We start from the raw sequence: 17,926 nt of genomic DNA on the forward strand, positions 1-17,926 counted from the left end.
CGAAAGCCCTTTGATGTGCCTTCTGCGCCACACAATCTTCAATTGCATCGCCGCCAGCGTCCGATGCCAAGCGTCCGATGCCGTCACGTCAGCTTGCCGGTATATTTCTCCAGCGCGGCCCAGGCGTCCGCGCCATAGGTCTTCTGCCACTGCGTGTAGAAGCCGGCCTTCACCAAGGCGGCCCTGAACTGCACGGGATCGGGCTTGTTGAAGGTCATGCCCTTCTCGGTGAGCTCAGCCTGCAGCGAGCGGTCCATCTCGACGAGGTCAGCCCGCTCCTTCACCGCCGCGGCGTCGAACGCGGCGTTGACCATCTCCAGCAGATCGGGCGGCAGGCTCGCCATCGCGCGGCGGTTGCCGATGATCCAGTAGCCGCTCCAGCAATGGTTCGACAGTGCGCAGTATTTCTGCACCTCGTAGAGCTTTCCGGTCGAGACCTGCGCCAGCGGATTCTCCTGCCCTTCGACGATGTGGGTCTGCAGCGCTGAATAGAGCTCGCTGTAGGAGATGCTCGACGGCAGCGCGCCGAGCCCGGAGAATAGCGAGGTCAGTAATGCCGTCACCGGCACGCGGATCTTAAAACCCTTGAGATCGTCGACGCTGCCGAGCTGCCTGCTCGACGACGACGTGATCCGGCGGAAGCCGTTGTCCCAGACCTTCTTCATCGGCACCAGGCCGGTCTTGCCGATCGCCTCGCGCACGGTCTCGCCGACGCCGCCGTCCATCGCCGCCCAGACCTGGTCGTAGGACTGGAAGGCGAAGCCGATGCTCGGCAGGCCCGACAGCGGCACCAGGATCGACAGGGTCAGGCTCGGCGCCGCCATCAACTCGATACCGCCGGCGCGGACCTGCGACAGCATTTCCGGATCGCCGCCGAGCTGGCTGTTGGAAAACACCGTGATGTTGAGCCGGCCGGCCGACTGCTCGGCCACCGCCTTGGCGGCCTCGACGAGACGGATTGTCAGCGGGTGGGTTTCCGGGGTGTCAACGCCGAGCTTAAAATCGAACTCGGCAGCGGCAACGGCTCGTTTGCCAAACATCGCCGCAGCGACCGCACCAGAGCCAGTTCCCAACAGGCCCCTGCGGGTCATCTTCATTGTTTTCATTGTTATTTTTCTCCCAAGCGCTGTCCCGCGCCTGTGCCCAGTTTCGGCTCTCCGCCTCCGTGACGCAAGGCACAGTGAAACCAATCCTCCTGTGGCACGAAACCATTTCAGGGAACTCACGAAACGATCCGGAAACAGATCGGCCTTACCAGTAGCTGCCATAGACGGCGCACAGACGCCCGGAGGCGACCATGAACCACTCGATCCATTCAGCGGACCGCTCGACCCATTTGAAGATTGTGGTCGTTGCCCTCGTTGCCGGCATCGCGGTTGCGGCTTTCGGCATTTCGGCCCGGAACAACGCGGACTTCACCCAGACCGCCCAGACGACCCAGGTCATCAAGGCCGGCAAGCCGGTTGCGATCACCTCGTCGGGCACCTCGACGGTCCGCTAAGATTTACTCAGGCTTCGGCAAACAGAACGGCCGCCTTCGGGCGGCTTTTTGTTGTGCGCTGCCGAATTGAAACAGCTGTCCCATTCCAGCGCAGACCGCCGAAAGATGGTCGCGGAAACCCGACAGCGGCGCGCGAGCTGACCAAACGAAATGCCGGCCGCCCCGACCGGAAACCGCGCCAAGTCCCTCCTCCACTACTGGCGTTAACCGCGTTGCACGCCTGATGCCTCGACCGGCAGCCGGTCGTCGCGCGGCGGCACGATCGCTGCCCCTTTCAACACGTCTTGCCCCGCCGGCGCCCCGACGTGGGACAGGCAGAGTTTGGAGGATTGCGATGTCCGTCACCAACCACGCCCAGCCGGCCGCCGGCATCACCGATTACATTGCGATCGCGAGGCCGGACCACTGGATCAAGCATGTGCTGATCATCCCGGGCGTCGCGTTTGCGCTGATCATGTCGCAGACCGGGCCGATCGAGCTAGCGACGCTCGCCGAGCGCCTCGTCATCTGCCTGTTCGTCGCGATGGCGCTGTCGTCGGCGAACTACACCATCAATGAATGGCTCGATGCGCCGTTCGACGCCATGCACCCGACCAAGCGTGCACGCCCGGCGGTGCAGACCGCGATGTCGCCGACCATCGTGCTTGCGCAATACGTTCTGCTCACCGCCGTCGGCATCTTTGCCGCCAACCGGCTCGGCTACGCCTTCGCCGCGACCGCGACCGTTTTTGCGGTGTTCGGCGTGATCTACAACGTGCGTCCGATCCGAGCCAAGGACCGCGCCTTCGTCGACGTCATCGTCGAGTCCCTCAACAATCCGCTGCGCTTCCTGTTCGGCTGGTTCGCGGTGGTGCCGAGCATCGCCCCTCCGGTGTCGATCCTGCTCGCCTACTGGTTCGGCGGCGCCTTCCTGATGGCCGCCAAGCGGGTCTCCGAGCATCGTGCGATCGTCGAGGCCGGCGGCACCGCGAACCTTGCCGCCTACCGGCCCTCCTTCGCGGTCTATACCCATTCGAGCCTGGTCACGAGCTGCCTCGTCTATGCCCAGGGCTTCGCCTTCATGATGGCGATCTTCCTGTTGAAGTACCGCATCGAATATCTCGTCGTCGTGCCGATGCTGATCGCGCTGTTCGCAGCCTATATGCGGCTCGCGCTGACGCCGGATTCCGCCGCGGCACGGCCGGAGGAACTGATGCGGCAGCCGACGATGCTGATCGCGGCCGCCGTCACCATGGCGCTGTTCGGTGTCCTGACCTTCGTCGACCTGCCTTGGCTGAACAGCCTGACCAGCTCCGACCTGATCCGTCTCGGCGGGATCCGCTAACATGTCGATCGCAACTCCGTTCGAGACGCCGAAGGCCAATCTCGGTGTCATTGCCATGGCGCTGCTGTTCGCGGGACTGCTCGTGCTGCTGGATGGTCCGATCTGGCTCGTGAAGCTGGTGCCGACCCAGGACGGGCCCGTGCATCTGGCGCAGGCCGATTTGATTGCCCGGTTCGGTTGGGGCGGCGCGCTGCAAGAGCCGGCGGCGTCGTTCTATCAATGGAATCCGCGGATCGAGCCGAACTCGGCGATCTATCTGCTGCTGGCCGGATTGATCCGGCTGACCGGCGATGCGCTGGTCGCCAACAGCCTGTTCCTCAGCCTCTATGGCCTTGTCTGGATCGTTGCGGCCTTCGCCTCCAGCCGGGCCGAGACCGAGCGGCCGCTGCTGCCGGCGCTGCTGCTGCTGCCGATCGCCTTCGGCGTCTTCATCCATTGGGGTTTTTACAATTTCGCGCTCGGCATCCCGCTGTTCCTGCTGTTCGCGAGTTTTTGGCGCGGCCTCGGCGGGCGCCGCGATGCGCTGGCCTTCGTCGCGACCGCGCTGTTGCTGGCCGCGCTCTACCTGACCCACATCACCTCGGTTGTCGCCGCCTGCCTGCTGCTCGCCGCCGACGGCATCGCGCGCGCCGCCGCGACATTCGAACGGCAGGGCACCAGGGCTGCGGCGCTGCGCCTGCTGCGCGACGGCGTGTGGGCTGCCGCGGCGGCGCTGCCGGTCCTGCTTTTGATCGCAAGCTTCCTGTTCGCCTACCAGAACATTGCCGGCGAGACGGCAAGCACCGCGGGCGGCGTTGCCCAGATCATCCGCCGCATCGTGGCGGCGACCTATCTCTTCACCTTCACCTGGTGGGAGGTGATTGCGCTCGCGCCGGTGCTTGGCGCGATCGTGCTGGCAAGCTTCGTCGCGCTGCGGCGCTTCGGCTCCGGCGACCTGCTGTGGCCGGTCTTCTTCGCCCTGGTGCTGGCGCTGTCGCTGCTCAATCTCAAGACCGGCTCGGCGCTGCTGTCGGAACGGCTCGCCCCCTATAGCGGGATCGCGATCGTGCTGGCGATCGCAAGCCGCCAGCCTGCGCCGGCACTCTCCCGTGCGCTCTGCCTGGCCGCGCTGTCGGGCCTGATCGGGCAGACCGCGGTTCGCGCGGTCGCCTACCAGAGCTGGGCGCCGACGCTGGAGAGCGAACTCGCCGCCGGCCGCGACAATCCCGGCCAGAGCTTTGCCAATGCCGACCTGCTCACTGAGCGAGACAGCCATCTGTTCGCCTGGCGCATTCGTCCGACCCTGCACGCCGCGCAGACAGCGGCACTCGCGAGCCGCGGCGTCGGCCTGTCCTCGCCGCTGCCCTCGACGCGCTATTTCGGCTATTTCCCGCTGCAATATGTCGAGGCGCGCGATTTCATGCGTGCCACGCCGGATTGGCAGGATGCACCCGATGTCGCCTCGGTCGCCAGGTTCCGCGCCGCCAATCATGGCGCACCGCAGGTCCTGATCGTGTCGCGCTCCGACCGGGATGGTGGGGCCTTTGCCGACAAGTTCGGCTACCCCGATTGCAAGACCACCGAGACCGGGGCACGCGAGATCGACGTGTGCAAGGTCGCAACCCGGCTGAGCGCCGCGAATGACTGAGCATCGCCTCGCCGGCGAAACCGCTGCGAAGCCGAAGGACGAGCGCTCCACTGACGGAGCGGGCGCGCTGCTTGGCCTGCCCCTGGCGCTGCCCCTGGTACTCGACCTCGACGGCACGCTGATCAAGGGCGACTTGCTCTATCTGAGCTTCTTCTCGATCCTGCGCCGCAATCCGCTGATCGTCGCGTCATGCGCGGCATGGCTGGTGCGCGGCCGTGCCGCGCTGAAGCGCGAGCTGGCACTGCGCCAGCGCATCGACTGGAGCCGGATCGAACTCCGCCAGGACGTCGCAGCACTGGCCGAGCGCGAGAAAGCCGCCGGCCGCCGTATCGTGCTGGCGACCGCGGCCGATGCGCTGCTCGCGGAAAAGCTGGCATCGCGGCTGCCATATATCGACCAGGTGCTCGCCTCCGACGGCGAACACAATCTCAAGGGCGCCAACAAGGCCGACCTGTTGCTGAAGACGTTTCCCGAGGGCTTCATCTATGCCGGCGACAGCGCCTCCGACCTCGCGGTCTGGGCCCACGCCGCCGGAATCATCACCGTCAATGCGTCTGAGGCCGTGCGCGCCGCCGCAGCCGCGCTCGGCAAATCGACGCTTCACCTGCAGGGCCACGCGGCTGTGGTGAAATCTTAACCGCATCCTAACGCGGTCGTTCGATTGCGATCCGCTCCGCGATCCCAGTTTTAAAAATTGTTCCGTTAAGGTCGGCGTCAACAGAGGCGCAGGCCCATAATGAATTTGCAGCAGCAAGTAATTTCGACCGGCTTCAAGATCATCTGCACGGATTGCGGCAGCCTGGCGATCAAGGTCGTCGATCCGGCGCATGCGTCCGACGACACCATCATCGAATGCCGCCGCTGCAACGCGGTGCGCGGCACGGTGGCGGACCTGCACGTGCTGGCGCGGCGCGGCCGCGACCTGTTCGAGTTCTAGCCCGGGCCGCGCCGATGCTGTCAGACCCGAAAACCGCCATGCAGAGCGACGCGCCCCTGGATCTTCCCTTGGAGACGGTGTGGTCGATCCTCGAGGCAGCCAACGAACTGGGCGACACAAACACGGTCGACGCCTGCCGCCGCGTTATCGACGCCAATTTGCGCGGCGACGCGCCCGGACAGCCCGACCTCGCCGCGATCGCCGCATTCTTTGCCTGATTGAGGCAACGTGTTGCTGTCTGTAAATTCAATGCGGCGCTGCCGTGACAAAGCGCTGCGCGGAAACACAACAACACAGACCGGGACGTTGCCTGGCCCTGGCTTAACTTTGCGTAACTTGCTTCGTCCAGGGACGACCGGCTAGCTGTCGCGCAGCTTTCGGATTCGGACGGGCCGATGAAATTGACGCGCGACGACCTGGTTGTCGGGGTCGCGATCCCCGCCTTCTTCATCCTCAGCATCGCCTCGATGATCGCCTGCGCGCGCGCGTTTCCGGGAATGCATGTCTGGCGATCCGACATCACCGCGCAGGCCATCCTCGGCACCGCCATCATGGCCATCTTCGTCCCGGCGTTCGTCGCGGGACGATTCAGCTTCGGCTACCTGGTGGGCTTCTCGCTGCTGTCGGCCGTGTTCGGCTTCGTCTGGCTCAGCTTCTTCAGCGCGTTCGATTATCCGCACGCCATCGCGCGCTGGGCCATGATCGCCGCGCTGACTGCGGCGATCATCCCTCTCCTGTTCCAGAATAGTCCCCTTTGGCGGCCCGACCTGTCCGAGGCGGCGATCAAGCGCATCGTGGTCCTGCTGCTCGGGGCATCCTTCGCCGTGCTGGTTGCCGACATCTCCTGCGGCGCCAATGTGGGCGATCCCTATGGAGCAGCCCGCAACGCCGTCACACGGCCGGCGCTGTTGAACTATCTGACCGGAATCATCATCGGCGCGGTGCTGCCCTATGTGTTCGCACATCTTGCGTCGTGCCGGCAATGGCTGGCGGCGGCGGCCGTGTTGCTGTTTGCGCTCTGCTTCTATCCAGTCCTCAACAACAAGACCATTCTGCTGCTGCCGGTCTGGCTGCCGTTTCTGTTCTGGCTGTTCGGCCGGTTCAGCCCGCGGCTGGCGACGGTGCTCGCATTCCTGATCCCGATGATCATCGGTCTGACAGCGTTCTTTGTTCTCGTTGCCGACAGGGGCTACATCGTATTCGGCACCATCAATTTGCGCTTCGCCGCGATCCCGTCACTCGCCCTGGATCAATACGCCGACTTCTTTGCGCACCGCGAGCCGACCCGCTTCTGCCAGATAACCATCCTGCGGCACATCATCGCCTGCCCCTACGGCGCGCTCGGCCCGACGCTGGGAGCGGTCTATCAGGACGGCAATTTCAATGCCTCGTTCCTCGCCACCGAGGGCATCGCATCGGTCGGTCTTGCGCTCGCCCCGCTTTCGGCGCTGGTGTGCGGCCTGATCCTGTCGGTGGGGTCGATGGTCTCGCGCCACCTGTCGCCGCGCTTCATCGCGGTTTCCTCAGGGATTGCCGTTCCGACGATCATGAACGTGCCACTGACGACAAGCCTGCTGTCGAACGGGATCGCGCTGCTGTTCCTGCTGTGGTGGCTGACGCCCGAATGGGCGAGCAACTATCAGGCGCCCCCGTCCAGCGCGCCGCCATCGGGATCTAGCGATCCAATCCAACTAGCTGAACTTGAACATGCTCGCATCCAATTGCCCGGGCGCGAGACCGATCAGCCACACTGCGTTGCCTGCGGCATCGGTGATGATGGTGGTATTGATCCCGGCGACATAGGTTTCGGCTGCCTGGACGTCGGCGTAAGAGTGGAGTGACGTCGCAGCGAAGTTGAGAATGTCGTTCACTCCGCCTGTATTGAAGTCCTGGATGACCATCACCTCGGGTCGCGTGTCGTTGATGTCGAACGTGTCGGTGCCGCCACCGCCCCAGGCATAATCGACGCCGCCGCCACCACTGATGTAGTCGGCGCCCGAGCCCATCAGGAAGACGTCGACCCCTCTCCCGCCGGTGACGGTGTCCCCGCCATTGGAGCCGTAGACATAGTTTTGTCCGGACCCGCCATAGATGACGTTGCCGTCGCTCTCGCCGGACGAAATGAAGATGTTGAGGCCGGAGCCGCCAAACATGGTGTCGACGCCCGTGCCGCCATAGAAGTAGTTGGTGCCCTGGCCGCCAAGCAGTAGATCCGCGCCGGTGTCGCCAAACATCACGTTGACGTCGGAGCTGGTGCCGCCCGATCCCACGACAAGATCATTGCCGTCACCGCCGAACAGGTAGTTGAAGCCGGTTCCACCATAAAGGATGTCGCTACCGGCCTCTCCAAGCAAAACGTCGAGGCCGGCATCGCCGACGAGCAAATCATCGCCGGCCCCAGCGTAGAAATAGTCGTTGCCGTCGCCGCCGTAGCCGACGTCGTCGCCACCATATCCGACCAGGACATCGTTGCCCCCGCCACCGTAGAGAATGTCGTCGCCGGCGCCGCCATAAAGCAGGTCATTGCCCGATGTCCCGGCTCCGATCACCATGATCTGGTCAGAGAACTGCAGGAATTCCACGCCGGAGAGCGTGTCGTCATGGCCGTAACCGACGACCTGGAAGCTTCCGTTGCCGAGGTCGGTCACCGTGAAGCTCGCACGCGTTCCGTCGGTGTAAACTGCGGTATCGTTGCCCGCGCCGCCGCTGATCGTGTTGCTGCCGGTTCCGGGACTTAGCGTGTCGTTGCCGGCTCCGCCATAAAGGACGTCGTTGCCGATTCCTCCGCTCAGATAGTCGTTGCCGTTGCCGCCGGTCAGATGGTCATCGCCGCCATTGCCGTTCAGCGTGTCGCCGCCGTTTCCCGCGAACAGCACGTCGTTGTTCGAGCCGCCCGAGAGGTTGTTCCCGCCCGAATCATCGCCGGCATAGAGCGACCAGCCCTGGCTGTTGGACGCCGACATATCGATAGTGTCGGCCCCCGACGAACCGGTGATCGTGCCGTATGCGTTCACCGTGCCAAAGTTCGATCCGATGCTGCCCGCAGCCGTCAGAGTCAGCGAGAAGGAGGCGCCGCCGCCGAAGCTCACCGTCGTAAAGCTGTTGATCTCAGCCGCTGTCGCCGCAAATGAGGTTGCACCGATCAACAGGGTCTCTACCCCGGTAATGGTGCTGTGGCTCAGGTCAGCGCCGTAAACGGCCAGCGTGTCGTTGCCCGCACCGCCGTCGAAGGTGTCGAAGCCGGCGTCGGCGAACACGAACAGATCGTTGCCGTTGCCGCCGTAATACGCATCATTGCCGCCACCGCCGCCAAGCAGGACGTCCAGGACGTCGTCGCCGTCGCCGCCGTACATTGAGTCCGAGCCGAGGTAGCCATAGAGCGTGTCGTTGCCGGTGCCCCCGCTCAGGTAGTCGTTGCCGTTGCCGCCGTTGAGGCGGTCGTTGCCGCCATTGCCGTTCAACGTGTCGCCGCCATTGCCGGCGTTGAGCAGATCGTTGCCGGAGCCGCCCGAGAGGACGTTGCCGCCCGAATTGTCGCCGGCATAAAGCGTCCAGTCGTAGGATTGCGACGACAGATCAATGGTGTCGGCTCCCGACGAGCCGCTGATCATGCCGCCCCCGTTCACCGTGCTGAAGTTCGATCCGATGCTGCCCGCAGCCGTCAGGCCGAGTGCGAAGCCGGCGCCGCCGCCGCCGCCGAGGCTCACCGTCGTGAAGCTGTTGATCTCCGCCGCAGTCGCCAGGAAGTAGGTCCCGTTGCCGATCGACAGGGTCTCGATTCCGGTGATCGTGCTGTGGCTCAGATCGCCGCCGAAAATGGCCAGCGTGTCGTTGCCCGCGCCGCCGTCGAAGATGTCAGAACCGGTGTCACCGAACGAGAACAGATCGTTGCCATCGCCGCCGTAGTACGCATCATTGCCGCCACCGCCGCCAGTCAGGACGTCGTCCCCGTCGCCGCCGTACATCGCGTCCGAACCGAGGCCGCCATACAGAACGTCGTTGCGATTGCCGCCATTGAGCACATCGTTTCCGTTACCGCCATCAAGTGTCGTTCCGAAATCCAGCGTCTGCCCGTTGACGGTAACCGGCATGGACAGCGCCGTCAGCGTGTCGTCCCCTCCGTAGGCCACGATGCTGTTGATGACTTCATAAGTATCCGACTGGGAGTCATAACTAACGTCAGCGGTAAGCGTCTCGGACGAGTTTGTACCCGTCAGAGTCTTGTAGGTAATGGTCGACATGAAGACCCCGAGGAAATAGTTCGAAATACGGCCGCTACAAAAGGCAAGTGATTGCGCTTATCAACTTCTGATTGTCACGACAAAGACAACAAAAGTCGGCCCCGCCCGGAGGCGTATGAAGGCCGGCTCCAGATACCGGAGTGTCCATTTGATGCTGTGGTGGCTGACGCCCGAATGGCGCGCGGAGTTATCCGCACAGCCCCAGCAGGCCAATCAGCCGACCAGCGTCGCAGGCCTTGCGGCGTCCTGATCGGGGCGAGCATCCCGCTTTATGTGATCACTGCCGGGCCGTCGTCACCCAGCTGCTCCTGCGATAGGGCCAAGGTGGACGACGACACCGGGAGACGATACGCTCTCCATTTTTCAGCGCCCTTTTTTCATCGGAGTTTGAAGTGGTTCAGAGCGCGCAGGGAGGGCCGGCCGCGTTAGGTCCGGGAAGTGCCGCACCGTGGTTTTCGCAGCAAACGCTTTCGCTTCCGAATTATTCATTCTCAAGTGCCGGCGGCCGCTATCTTGCGCTGTGCTTTCTCGGCAGTGCCGGAGACGACGGCGCACGCGAAGTGATCCAGCAGGTCACGGACGCAACAGATGTTTTCGACGGACAGCGCGCGGCGTTTTTTGGCGTGACGATCGATGCGAGGGACAAGGCCAACGAGACGCTGTCGGAGCGAAACGGCATCAGATATTTCCTGGATTTCGACGGGGCTGTCAGCCGCCTCTACGGCGCAGTTCCGCAGGCCTCGGCGCCGGGCGAGCAATCGCGATACAAGCGGATGTGGATTCTCATCGATCCCACGCTGCGTGTGATGGGTTTGGCTCCGTTCGGGCAAACCGCCGCGCTGATCTCGCGCCTGCGCACCCTGCCGCCGCCGGATCGCTTCAGTGGAATACGTCTGCAGGCCCCGATCCTGTACTTGCCGCAGGTGTTCGAGCCGGCCTTCTGCAAACATCTGATCAGCCTCTACGAAAGCAACGGCGGCGAGATGTCCGGCGTCATGCGCGAGATCGACGGCAAGACGGTCGGCGTGAGGGACCTCCGGTTCAAGGCGCGCAGGGACTTTCTGCTTGAAGACGCCGAGCTCAGACGTCAGGTCGATCTGCGGATCGAGCGCGCGATCGTTCCCGAGATCGCCAAGGTTCACCAATTCAAGGCGACGCATATCGAGCGATACATGGTCGGCTGCTACGACGCCGCCGACAACGCGCACTTTGCACCGCATCGAGACAACACGACCAAGGGCACGGCGCACCGCCGGTTCGCCATCTCAATCAATCTGAACGATGATTTTGACGGCGGCGAAATCGGCTTCCCGGAATACGGGCCGCAGTCGTTCAAGCCGCCCACCGGATGCGCCGTCGTGTTCTCCTGCTCGCTGCTGCACGCCGTCAGCCTCGTCACGCGCGGCAAGCGCTACGCCTTCCTGCCGTTCCTCTACGACCAGGCCGCGGCAGATATCAGGGACGAAAACCGCAGGTTCATTTCGAGGGAGGAACGCTCCGACCACGCGCCGTCCTGACGGTCGATGATCCCAAGGCCAGGGCGCTCGAGGAACAAGGCGGCAAAAACGACTTCAGCGGCGCCCGAGCAAATGCCCTTGGGAACCGCGATCTCTGCTAAGTTATTGAAATAAATGGCGCGAGAGACGGGACTCGAACCCGCGGCCTCCGCCGTGACAGGGCGGCGCTCTAACCAACTGAGCTACTCCCGCGGATGCCGATCATCGGATTGATCCGCGCAGGACCGAGGGCATAAAGGGCCTCTTCCCGTTAGTCAAGGACGTTCCGGATCCCTGCACAGCACGGGCATTCTTGCGCTCGAGGCCCGAGTTGTCGGCTGTTTTCAGGCAAAACGGCGTAGTCAGTAAAGCCCCGAATCAACTAAGGCCTGATAGGTCTGGGTTTCCTGTGGCCGGCCCGGCGCTGCCCGTTCCCAGAACCGGCGGTTTCAGGACTTTTTCGGACGCACTTTTCCCGACGCGAACGGCACGCCATTCGCGCGAAAGCAGCAAGCAATCCAGCCATTCAGCAACGAGGAGGGCCAGACATGGCGAAGAAAGCAGCGACACCGGCGACGATCACGCTGAAGCACCTGGCGGCGGCCATCGCCGAAGAGCAGGAGCTGTCCAAGAAGCAGGCCGAGGCGATCCTGACCGACATGGTCAACCGGATCACCAAGCACCTCAAGAAGGGCGAGCGTATCAGGATCGTCGGGCTCGGCATCCTCCAGGTCCGCAAGCGCGCCGCCCGCATGGGCCGCAACCCGGCGACCGGCGAGCAGATCCACATCAAGGCGAGCAAGAAGGTCGCCTTCCGCGCCGCCAAGGAGCTGAAGGAAGCCGTCTAGGCCCATTCGCTCGAAAGCGCTCGAAGCCTTTAACTCTCTCCGTTAAGACAAAGCGCCATTCCGGCTGGTCACGCGGCCCCGGAATGGCGCTTTTCTGTTATAGAGTTGTCTCGCGGGACTCGGCTTGTCGCGGTTTGCTCGCGTTAGCCCAAGCGCTGTCTTCCCCTTCCCTACCTTAGTGCGGTCTTCATGCTGGCACCGGCTCTCGACTTCAAGCACACCGTCACCGAGCGCTTCCTGCGCTATGTCGTGATCGACACCCAGTCCGACCCGGATTCGCCCACCACGCCCTCCACCGAGAAGCAGAAGAATCTCGGCCGCCTGCTGGTCGCCGAGTTGCAGGCGATGGGCGTCGCGGATGCGCATCTCGATCCGCATGGCTACGTCTATGCAACGATCCCGGCCAACACCGGCAAGACGGTGCCGGTGATCTGCTTCTGCTCGCACATGGACACCTCGCCCGACTGCACCGGCAAGAACGTCAAGCCGCAGGTCGTGAAGAACTACCGCGGCGGCGACATCGTGTTGCCCGCCGATTCCTCGCAGGTGATCCGCGCCGCCGAGCACGAAGCGCTGGCCGACCAGATCGGCAACGACATCATCACGACCGACGGCACCACTTTGCTCGGCGCCGACAACAAGGCCGGCCTCGCCGAGATCATGGATGCCGCGCATTTCCTGATCACCAATCCGCAGGTGAAGCACGGCACCATCAAGATCCTGTTCACGCCGGACGAAGAGATCGGCCGCGGCGTCGACAAGGTCGACATCAGGAAGCTCGGCGCCGATTTCGGCTACACCATGGACGGCGAGACCGCCGGCCATATCGAGGACGAGACCTTCTCGGCCGACGGCGCCAGCATCATCATCGAAGGCGTCGCGACCCATCCGGGCTTCGCCAAGGGCAAGATGGAGCACGCAATCAAGATCGCCGCCGCGATCGTCGATCGCCTGCCGAAGGATACCTGCTCGCCCGAGACCACCGAGGGCAAGGAAGGTTTTCTGCATCCGGTCGCGATCTCGGGCGCGCTGGAGAACGCCCGGATCGACTTCATCGTGCGCGATTTCACCGAGGCCGGCCTGAAGCAGAAGGAAGCGCTGCTCGAAGAGATCGTGCAGGGTGTCATGAAGGCGTATCCGCGCTCGACCTACCGCATGGAGGTCAAGCAGCAATACCGCAACATGAAAGAGGTGATCGATCGCCACCCGCAGATCGTCGCCTACGCGATCGAGGCGATCGAGCGCGCCGGCCTGACGCCGGTGAAGACCTCGATCCGCGGCGGCACCGACGGTTCACGGCTGTCCTTCATGGGACTGCCTTGCCCGAACATCTTCGCCGGCGAGCACGCATTCCATTCGCGGCTCGAATGGGTCAGCCGGCAGGACATGGAGAAGGCCGTGCAGACCATCGTCCATCTGGCGATGATCTGGGAAGAAAGGGCCTGATCAGGCCCGCGCGGTCACGATCCAGATCGCGCCCGGCAGCGCCACGGCATCGCCCTTCGCGAACGGCCTCAGCGCCTCGCGCATCGATGCGATGGCGGCGGCGCGCACATCGTCCGGGTGTCCTTCCAGCGCACGGCTGGCCGGCCCGATCTCGAGCGCGCCCTGGATCGCCGCATCCATGCCGCGGCCAACAGCAACGTCGAGCTCGACCTTGCACGGCTCCATGGCGATGCCGGAGAAGCCGGCTTCGCCCAGGATCCGCTTCACCCGCGCCTCGGACGCAAACGAAAACGGACCGGGATCCTCGGGGCCGAGCTGCGGCAGTTTCGGTACGTGCTTGTAGACCGCCTGCAGCGGCGCCATGAAGAACGGATTCTCGCGCGGCTCCTGCCAACAGGCGAAGGCAAGACGCCCGCTCTTCCGCATCGCCTTGTGCAGGTTGGCGAACGACACCGCCGGATCGGCAAAGAACATCACGCCGAAGCGCGAGGCCAGCAGGTCGAAGCTCTCGCCGGCGAACGGATAGACCGTCGCATCGGCAAGCGCGAACTCAACTGGCAATCCCTGCGGCGCGCTCTGCCGCGCCCGCGTCAGCATCGGCTCCGAGACGTCGACGCCAAGCACGTGGCCATCGGGAGCGACTTTCGCCGCCAGCGCAAAGCTCGACGCGCCGCTGCCGCAGCCGACATCGACGACGCGCTCGCCGGCTTTCGGCGCGGCGCGATCGATCAGCAGGTCGAGCACCGGCTGCAGCACGATGTCCTGCGCGGCCTGCCTGGTGGCCCAGCGCTGGCCGCCCGGCCCGTTCCAATAGGCAATCTGATCGGCGTTTTGCGGATGACCTGCGTTCATGCGAACAAAACCTTGCTGAGAAACTTCCTGCGATGCTAGCAGCTCTCGCGCGTCGCGGCGCGCAGCATCGGCATCACCTGATAGGTGAATCCGGCATTGGCCCTGGTGACGGGATCGTTGGCGACGATCTCCTGCGGATCGGCATCGTCGGACAGTTGCAGCACGCCCAACCCCCAAACGCCGGCGGGATCGGCCACTGGACCGAACACCAGCGCCTTGCCGGCCCGCAGCAATTCGCCGCAATAGGCGACGTGCGCCTGCATGATCGCGGCTTCCTCAGGCGTCATGTCCTGCGGGAAGGTCGGACGCGGGCCGGTCAATTTACAGACGTAATACTTCATCGACCTGGCCCGCGGTCTCGGATTATTTGGCGGCTGCGCTCGTCGGCTTGGCCTGCTTCGGCGCAGGCGTCTTCGCAGTGGTCTTGGCGGCATTCGCCTTCGGCGCGCCCTGCCCATCGCTGCGCGCGATGCCCCAGGGGTCGGTCGGCTTCTGATCCGGCACGCCGCTGAGCGCGCGCTGGTAGGCGCGCTGCTGCCGCTGTTCGTTGGCGGTATCCGCCGGTGACTTCTCGATCTCTTCGCGATAGCGCTGCACATGGTCCTGCGCCAAGGCAGGTCCGGCAATCATGGCAAGAAAAAGAATCGCGGCGAGTTTGCGCATGCATCAGGTTCCCGGTTAGGCCGAGATAATAGCATCGCAGCGAGGTCGATTCCAAACCTGCGCGGCGAGAATGACGATGACAGGAATCATACTTTGGTCCGCAGGGGAACAGCAGTGATCGGTGATGAGCCAGTCCGCCTGCGCTCTTCGAGCTTCGGCGTGACAGCCTTCGCCCTGCGGCACCGAGTACGCGGTCGAGTTGATCCGCAAAGGCTGGCTTGCCAAGCCGTAGCCCGCAGGGCGAAGGCTGGTAGGCGGCGAGAGATTCGAACTCCCGACCCTCTCGGTGTAAACGAGATGCTCTAACCAGCTGAGCTAGCCGCCCTTACCTGCGCGCCTCTTTAGCCTCGCCCGCCCCCGAGGTGCAAGGCCGCAAAGCCTCAATCGGTTGGCCGCGCCGGCAATCCCCCGAGATCATTGACCCATGGCGCGGCGGAGCGGCACCAGAGCTGGCGTCGCGGGGTCAATTCGCCGCGCTGGCGAATGTTGCCCCAGCGGATGCCCCAGTCGTCGGGGCCGCCGTCCTCGCCGCTCGTGAACAACGGGGAACCGCAATCGCCGCAGAAATGCTGGAAGCGGATCCGGCCATTGTCACCCCGCTTGCCGTACACTTTCGGCGCGCCTCCGGTCAGCCGGACCTGCTCGGCGGCGCAGATCACCGTGACGCGATAGGGCGAGCCGGTCAGCGTCTGGCAGTCGGTGCAATGGCAGATCGATACTCGTTTGGGATCGATCTCGGCCTGATAGGTCACAGCCCCGCAATGGCATTGCCCGTCGATTTGCATCCGCGTTCTCCCAATTCCGTCAAACAAGCGGGCTCCCTGGGCGTGGTTCCATCGTCTACGGCTCGGCTCCCGCCCCCCTCGGCGAGCAATTCTGGTATCCCGGATCAGCCTAGTTTGGGATACCAGTTCGGGATACGCTAGCCTCCAGAAACTCGATCCCGTGCACACGCCGAGGCACATCCATGTCGCAGATGCTCCAGATCCACGACCAGCTCCGGGAGATGATCCTCTCGCTCGATCTGGGCCCCGGCGAGCGGCTGACCGAACGTTGGCTGGGGAGCCGGTTCGAGGGATCGCGCACGCCGATCCGCGCCGCCCTGGTGCGGCTCGAAGGCGAGGAGCTGGTCCGCCGCGACGGCCGCAACTGGATCGTGGCGCCGATCGATCTCGGCGAGTTGGAGGCGCTGGCCGAATTCCGGATTCCGCTGGAGACGACGGCCGTCCGCCTCGCCTGCGCGCGGGCGAGCGCGGCCGACATCGCCGGCGTCGAGGAGATGCTGGATGCCTGCCAGTCCGGCGCACCGCGCGAGGAATGGCACCGCGTCGGCACCGATTTCCATGTCGAGATCGCGCGGCTCTCCGGCAATCCCTTCATCGTCAAGGCGATCGCCGGCGCGATGACCCGGCTGTCGCGGGCACGTTGGCTCGAAGTGTGGACCGAACCCTCGCGCGAGCAGGCCTGGCGCGAGCACCGCCGCATCCTCGGCTTCATCAAGGCCAACGATCCGGATTCTGCCGCGCGCGAGGCGGCCGATCACATCACCGCCACCCGCGATCGGCTGCTGCGTTCGCTGAACGAGGATCGCCGCGGCCTGCGCGCGCGCGGCTTCGCCGTCATCGGGCTGCGCTGATATGGACGCTAAAGTATTGGACGCTCAAGTCATGGACGCCGAAGTCGATCGCGAAGCCATCCTCGACGCCGGCCCCTGGAAGCGCAACCTGATCGTTTGCGTGGTCGGCTCGTTCACCACCATCGTGGGAATGACGCTGCTGCTGCCGTTCCTGCCGCTCTATGTCGAGCAGCTCGGCGTATCGGATCATGCCGCCATCGTGCAGTGGTCGGGCATCGCCTATGGCGCAACGTTCTTCAGCGCGGCGCTGACGGCGCCGCTGTGGGGACGGCTCGCCGATCGCTACGGCCGCAAGCTGATGCTGATCCGCGCCAGCCTCGGCATGGCGATTGCCATGTCGCTGATCGGCATGGCGCACAATGTCTATGAGCTGGTCGGCTTGCGGCTATTGACCGGCCTGCTCGGCGGCTACGCCTCGGGCTCGACCGTGCTGGTCGCGGCGCAAACGCCGAAGGCGCGGTCCGGCTGGGCGATCGGCGTGCTGTCGGCCGGCATCATGGCCGGCAGCCTGGTCGGTCCCTTGATCGGCGGCGTGCTGCCCGGGCTGATCGGCATCCGCGCGACCTTCTTCCTGATCGGCGGCGTCATCTTCATCACCTTCCTCGGCACCACCTTCCTGATCCGCGAGGAGGCGCGGCCGAAGACGGCGAAAGGCGCCAAGTCGCGCGGCGGCTGGTCGCTGGTTCCGGACAAGCGCCCGGTGATCGCGATGTGGGGAACCGGCCTGCTCCTGATGATCGCCAACATGTCGATCGAGCCGATCATCACGGTCTATGTCGCGCAACTGGTCGAGGCGCCGCAGGTGATTTTCGTCGCCGGCCTCGTGATGTCGGCGGCGGCCTTCGGCAGTCTCTTGTCTTCCTCGCATCTCGGCAAGCTCGCCGATCGCGTCGGCCACTGGCGGATCATCATCATCTGCCTTGCGGTCTCGGCGTTGCTGCTGATCCCGCAGGCCTTCGTGATCAGCGGCTGGCAACTGATCCTGCTGCGCTTCCTGATGGGTCTCGCGCTCGGCGGCCTTTTGCCCTGCATCGCCAGCGTGATCCGGCACAACGTGCCCGACGCCGTCACCGGCAGCATGCTCGGCTACTCGATCTCGGCGCAGTATGCCGGTCAGGTGATCGGCCCGCTCGCCGGCGGATTCATCGGCGGCCATATCGGCATGCGCGCGGTGTTTTTGGGAACCAGCGTGCTGATGGCGCTCGGGGCGATCGGCAATTTCGTCGTCGAGAAGAAGAAGTAGTCCGGCGCCCGCCCCGCCCCCGGTGGTGACTGAGGCCGTCTGCTTCCTGACCTCACTCGCAAGCAACCAAAACAAAAACGGCGCCCGAAGGCGCCGTTTGATTTCTCAAGAC

General features: G+C 64.4%; 17 protein-coding genes and 2 tRNA genes. 11 read left to right on the forward strand and 8 right to left on the reverse strand.

What is annotated here, in order from left to right:
- Nucleotides 1-83: 83 nt before the first annotated feature.
- Entirely contained in the window at nucleotides 84-1,097 is a 1,014-nt protein-coding gene (locus WDM24_RS22430; protein WP_338832428.1) for a TRAP transporter substrate-binding protein, read from the reverse strand.
- Nucleotides 1,098-1,297: 200 nt separating this feature from the next.
- Here WDM24_RS22430 and WDM24_RS22435 point away from each other — a divergent pair, with 200 nt between their 5' ends.
- From WDM24_RS22435 to WDM24_RS22460, 6 genes are all read left to right on the forward strand, one after another.
- Complete coding sequence (locus tag WDM24_RS22435; protein WP_166205418.1) at nucleotides 1,298-1,501, forward strand: hypothetical protein; 204 nt, start codon at nucleotides 1,298-1,300, stop codon at nucleotides 1,499-1,501.
- Nucleotides 1,502-1,835: 334 nt separating this feature from the next.
- Nucleotides 1,836-2,825, forward strand: coding sequence for a UbiA family prenyltransferase (locus tag WDM24_RS22440; protein WP_338826949.1), 990 nt, complete (start codon nucleotides 1,836-1,838; stop codon nucleotides 2,823-2,825).
- 1 nt (nucleotide 2,826) lies between these two features.
- Nucleotides 2,827-4,452, forward strand: coding sequence for a hypothetical protein (locus tag WDM24_RS22445; protein ID WP_338826951.1), 1,626 nt, complete (start codon nucleotides 2,827-2,829; stop codon nucleotides 4,450-4,452).
- Nucleotides 4,445-5,089, forward strand: coding sequence for a haloacid dehalogenase-like hydrolase (locus WDM24_RS22450; RefSeq protein ID WP_338826952.1), 645 nt, complete (start codon nucleotides 4,445-4,447; stop codon nucleotides 5,087-5,089). The genes WDM24_RS22445 and WDM24_RS22450 overlap by 8 nt, the downstream gene beginning before the upstream one ends.
- Before the next feature lie 99 nt (nucleotides 5,090-5,188).
- Nucleotides 5,189-5,389 (forward strand): hypothetical protein, encoded by a 201-nt coding sequence (locus WDM24_RS22455; protein WP_338826953.1) that lies wholly within the window; start codon nucleotides 5,189-5,191, stop codon nucleotides 5,387-5,389.
- A gap of 14 nt (nucleotides 5,390-5,403) precedes the next feature.
- The gene (locus tag WDM24_RS22460; protein ID WP_338826954.1) at nucleotides 5,404-5,607 is read left to right on the forward strand and encodes a hypothetical protein; all 204 of its coding nucleotides are present in this window, start codon (nucleotides 5,404-5,406) and stop codon (nucleotides 5,605-5,607) included.
- Nucleotides 5,608-7,080: 1,473 nt separating this feature from the next.
- Here WDM24_RS22460 and WDM24_RS22465 read toward each other — a convergent pair.
- The gene (locus WDM24_RS22465) at nucleotides 7,081-9,630 is read right to left on the reverse strand and encodes a calcium-binding protein (RefSeq protein ID WP_338826956.1); all 2,550 of its coding nucleotides are present in this window, start codon (nucleotides 9,628-9,630) and stop codon (nucleotides 7,081-7,083) included.
- A gap of 392 nt (nucleotides 9,631-10,022) precedes the next feature.
- Between WDM24_RS22465 and WDM24_RS22470 the strand changes: the two genes are divergently transcribed.
- Entirely contained in the window at nucleotides 10,023-11,147 is a 1,125-nt protein-coding gene (locus tag WDM24_RS22470; protein ID WP_338826958.1) for a 2OG-Fe(II) oxygenase, read from the forward strand.
- A 115-nt stretch (nucleotides 11,148-11,262) separates the two neighbouring features.
- Here WDM24_RS22470 and WDM24_RS22475 read toward each other — a convergent pair.
- Nucleotides 11,263-11,339, reverse strand: a tRNA-Asp gene (locus tag WDM24_RS22475).
- Nucleotides 11,340-11,674: 335 nt separating this feature from the next.
- Between WDM24_RS22475 and WDM24_RS22480 the strand changes: the two genes are divergently transcribed.
- Entirely contained in the window at nucleotides 11,675-11,974 is a 300-nt protein-coding gene (locus WDM24_RS22480; protein WP_165123851.1) for an HU family DNA-binding protein, read from the forward strand.
- Nucleotides 11,975-12,163: 189 nt separating this feature from the next.
- Nucleotides 12,164-13,420: a peptidase T gene (gene pepT, locus WDM24_RS22485; protein ID WP_338826960.1), complete on the forward strand. Its 1,257-nt coding sequence runs from the start codon at nucleotides 12,164-12,166 to the stop codon at nucleotides 13,418-13,420.
- Here pepT and WDM24_RS22490 read toward each other — a convergent pair whose 3' ends face one another.
- From WDM24_RS22490 to WDM24_RS22510, 5 genes are all read right to left on the reverse strand, one after another.
- Nucleotides 13,421-14,272, reverse strand: coding sequence for a class I SAM-dependent methyltransferase (locus WDM24_RS22490; protein ID WP_338826962.1), 852 nt, complete (start codon nucleotides 14,270-14,272; stop codon nucleotides 13,421-13,423).
- A 35-nt stretch (nucleotides 14,273-14,307) separates the two neighbouring features.
- Nucleotides 14,308-14,613, reverse strand: coding sequence for a YciI family protein (locus tag WDM24_RS22495; protein ID WP_029082879.1), 306 nt, complete (start codon nucleotides 14,611-14,613; stop codon nucleotides 14,308-14,310).
- A 22-nt stretch (nucleotides 14,614-14,635) separates the two neighbouring features.
- Nucleotides 14,636-14,935 (reverse strand): hypothetical protein, encoded by a 300-nt coding sequence (locus tag WDM24_RS22500; RefSeq protein WP_166296088.1) that lies wholly within the window; start codon nucleotides 14,933-14,935, stop codon nucleotides 14,636-14,638.
- Nucleotides 14,936-15,183: 248 nt separating this feature from the next.
- Nucleotides 15,184-15,260 (reverse strand) — tRNA-Val (locus WDM24_RS22505).
- Nucleotides 15,261-15,315: 55 nt separating this feature from the next.
- Nucleotides 15,316-15,720 (reverse strand): GFA family protein, encoded by a 405-nt coding sequence (locus tag WDM24_RS22510; protein WP_338826966.1) that lies wholly within the window; start codon nucleotides 15,718-15,720, stop codon nucleotides 15,316-15,318.
- Between the two features lie 182 nt (nucleotides 15,721-15,902).
- Between WDM24_RS22510 and WDM24_RS22515 the strand changes: the two genes are divergently transcribed.
- A complete protein-coding gene (locus WDM24_RS22515) occupies nucleotides 15,903-16,571 on the forward strand; it encodes a GntR family transcriptional regulator (protein ID WP_338826967.1) in 669 nt (222 codons plus the stop codon).
- A 31-nt stretch (nucleotides 16,572-16,602) separates the two neighbouring features.
- On the forward strand, nucleotides 16,603-17,814 hold the full coding sequence (locus WDM24_RS22520) for an MFS transporter (protein WP_338688998.1): 1,212 nt from the start codon (nucleotides 16,603-16,605) through the stop codon (nucleotides 17,812-17,814).
- Nucleotides 17,815-17,926: the final 112 nt, after the last annotated feature.

The sequence above is a fragment of the Bradyrhizobium sp. 27S5 genome (assembly GCF_037217225.1).
Classification (GTDB): domain Bacteria; phylum Pseudomonadota; class Alphaproteobacteria; order Rhizobiales; family Xanthobacteraceae; genus Bradyrhizobium; species Bradyrhizobium septentrionale.

What these genes read in the sequence shown, in the direction of transcription:
- WDM24_RS22490 (WP_338826962.1), bottom strand. Translation starts at nt 14,272, where the DNA reads ATGAACGCAGGTCATCCGCAAAACGCCGATCAGATTGCCTATTGGAAC.
- WDM24_RS22480 (WP_165123851.1), top strand. Translation starts at nt 11,675, where the DNA reads ATGGCGAAGAAAGCAGCGACACCGGCGACGATCACGCTGAAGCACCTG.
- WDM24_RS22445 (WP_338826951.1), top strand. Translation starts at nt 2,827, where the DNA reads ATGTCGATCGCAACTCCGTTCGAGACGCCGAAGGCCAATCTCGGTGTC.
- WDM24_RS22455 (WP_338826953.1), top strand. Translation starts at nt 5,189, where the DNA reads ATGAATTTGCAGCAGCAAGTAATTTCGACCGGCTTCAAGATCATCTGC.
- WDM24_RS22495 (WP_029082879.1), bottom strand. Translation starts at nt 14,613, where the DNA reads ATGAAGTATTACGTCTGTAAATTGACCGGCCCGCGTCCGACCTTCCCG.
- WDM24_RS22440 (WP_338826949.1), top strand. Translation starts at nt 1,836, where the DNA reads ATGTCCGTCACCAACCACGCCCAGCCGGCCGCCGGCATCACCGATTAC.
- WDM24_RS22515 (WP_338826967.1), top strand. Translation starts at nt 15,903, where the DNA reads ATGTCGCAGATGCTCCAGATCCACGACCAGCTCCGGGAGATGATCCTC.
- WDM24_RS22430 (WP_338832428.1), bottom strand. Translation starts at nt 1,097, where the DNA reads ATGAAGATGACCCGCAGGGGCCTGTTGGGAACTGGCTCTGGTGCGGTC.
- WDM24_RS22465 (WP_338826956.1), bottom strand. Translation starts at nt 9,630, where the DNA reads ATGTCGACCATTACCTACAAGACTCTGACGGGTACAAACTCGTCCGAG.
- WDM24_RS22500 (WP_166296088.1), bottom strand. Translation starts at nt 14,935, where the DNA reads ATGCGCAAACTCGCCGCGATTCTTTTTCTTGCCATGATTGCCGGACCT.
- WDM24_RS22435 (WP_166205418.1), top strand. Translation starts at nt 1,298, where the DNA reads ATGAACCACTCGATCCATTCAGCGGACCGCTCGACCCATTTGAAGATT.
- WDM24_RS22510 (WP_338826966.1), bottom strand. Translation starts at nt 15,720, where the DNA reads ATGCAAATCGACGGGCAATGCCATTGCGGGGCTGTGACCTATCAGGCC.
- WDM24_RS22460 (WP_338826954.1), top strand. Translation starts at nt 5,404, where the DNA reads ATGCTGTCAGACCCGAAAACCGCCATGCAGAGCGACGCGCCCCTGGAT.
- WDM24_RS22520 (WP_338688998.1), top strand. Translation starts at nt 16,603, where the DNA reads ATGGACGCCGAAGTCGATCGCGAAGCCATCCTCGACGCCGGCCCCTGG.
- WDM24_RS22450 (WP_338826952.1), top strand. Translation starts at nt 4,445, where the DNA reads ATGACTGAGCATCGCCTCGCCGGCGAAACCGCTGCGAAGCCGAAGGAC.
- pepT (WP_338826960.1), top strand. Translation starts at nt 12,164, where the DNA reads ATGCTGGCACCGGCTCTCGACTTCAAGCACACCGTCACCGAGCGCTTC.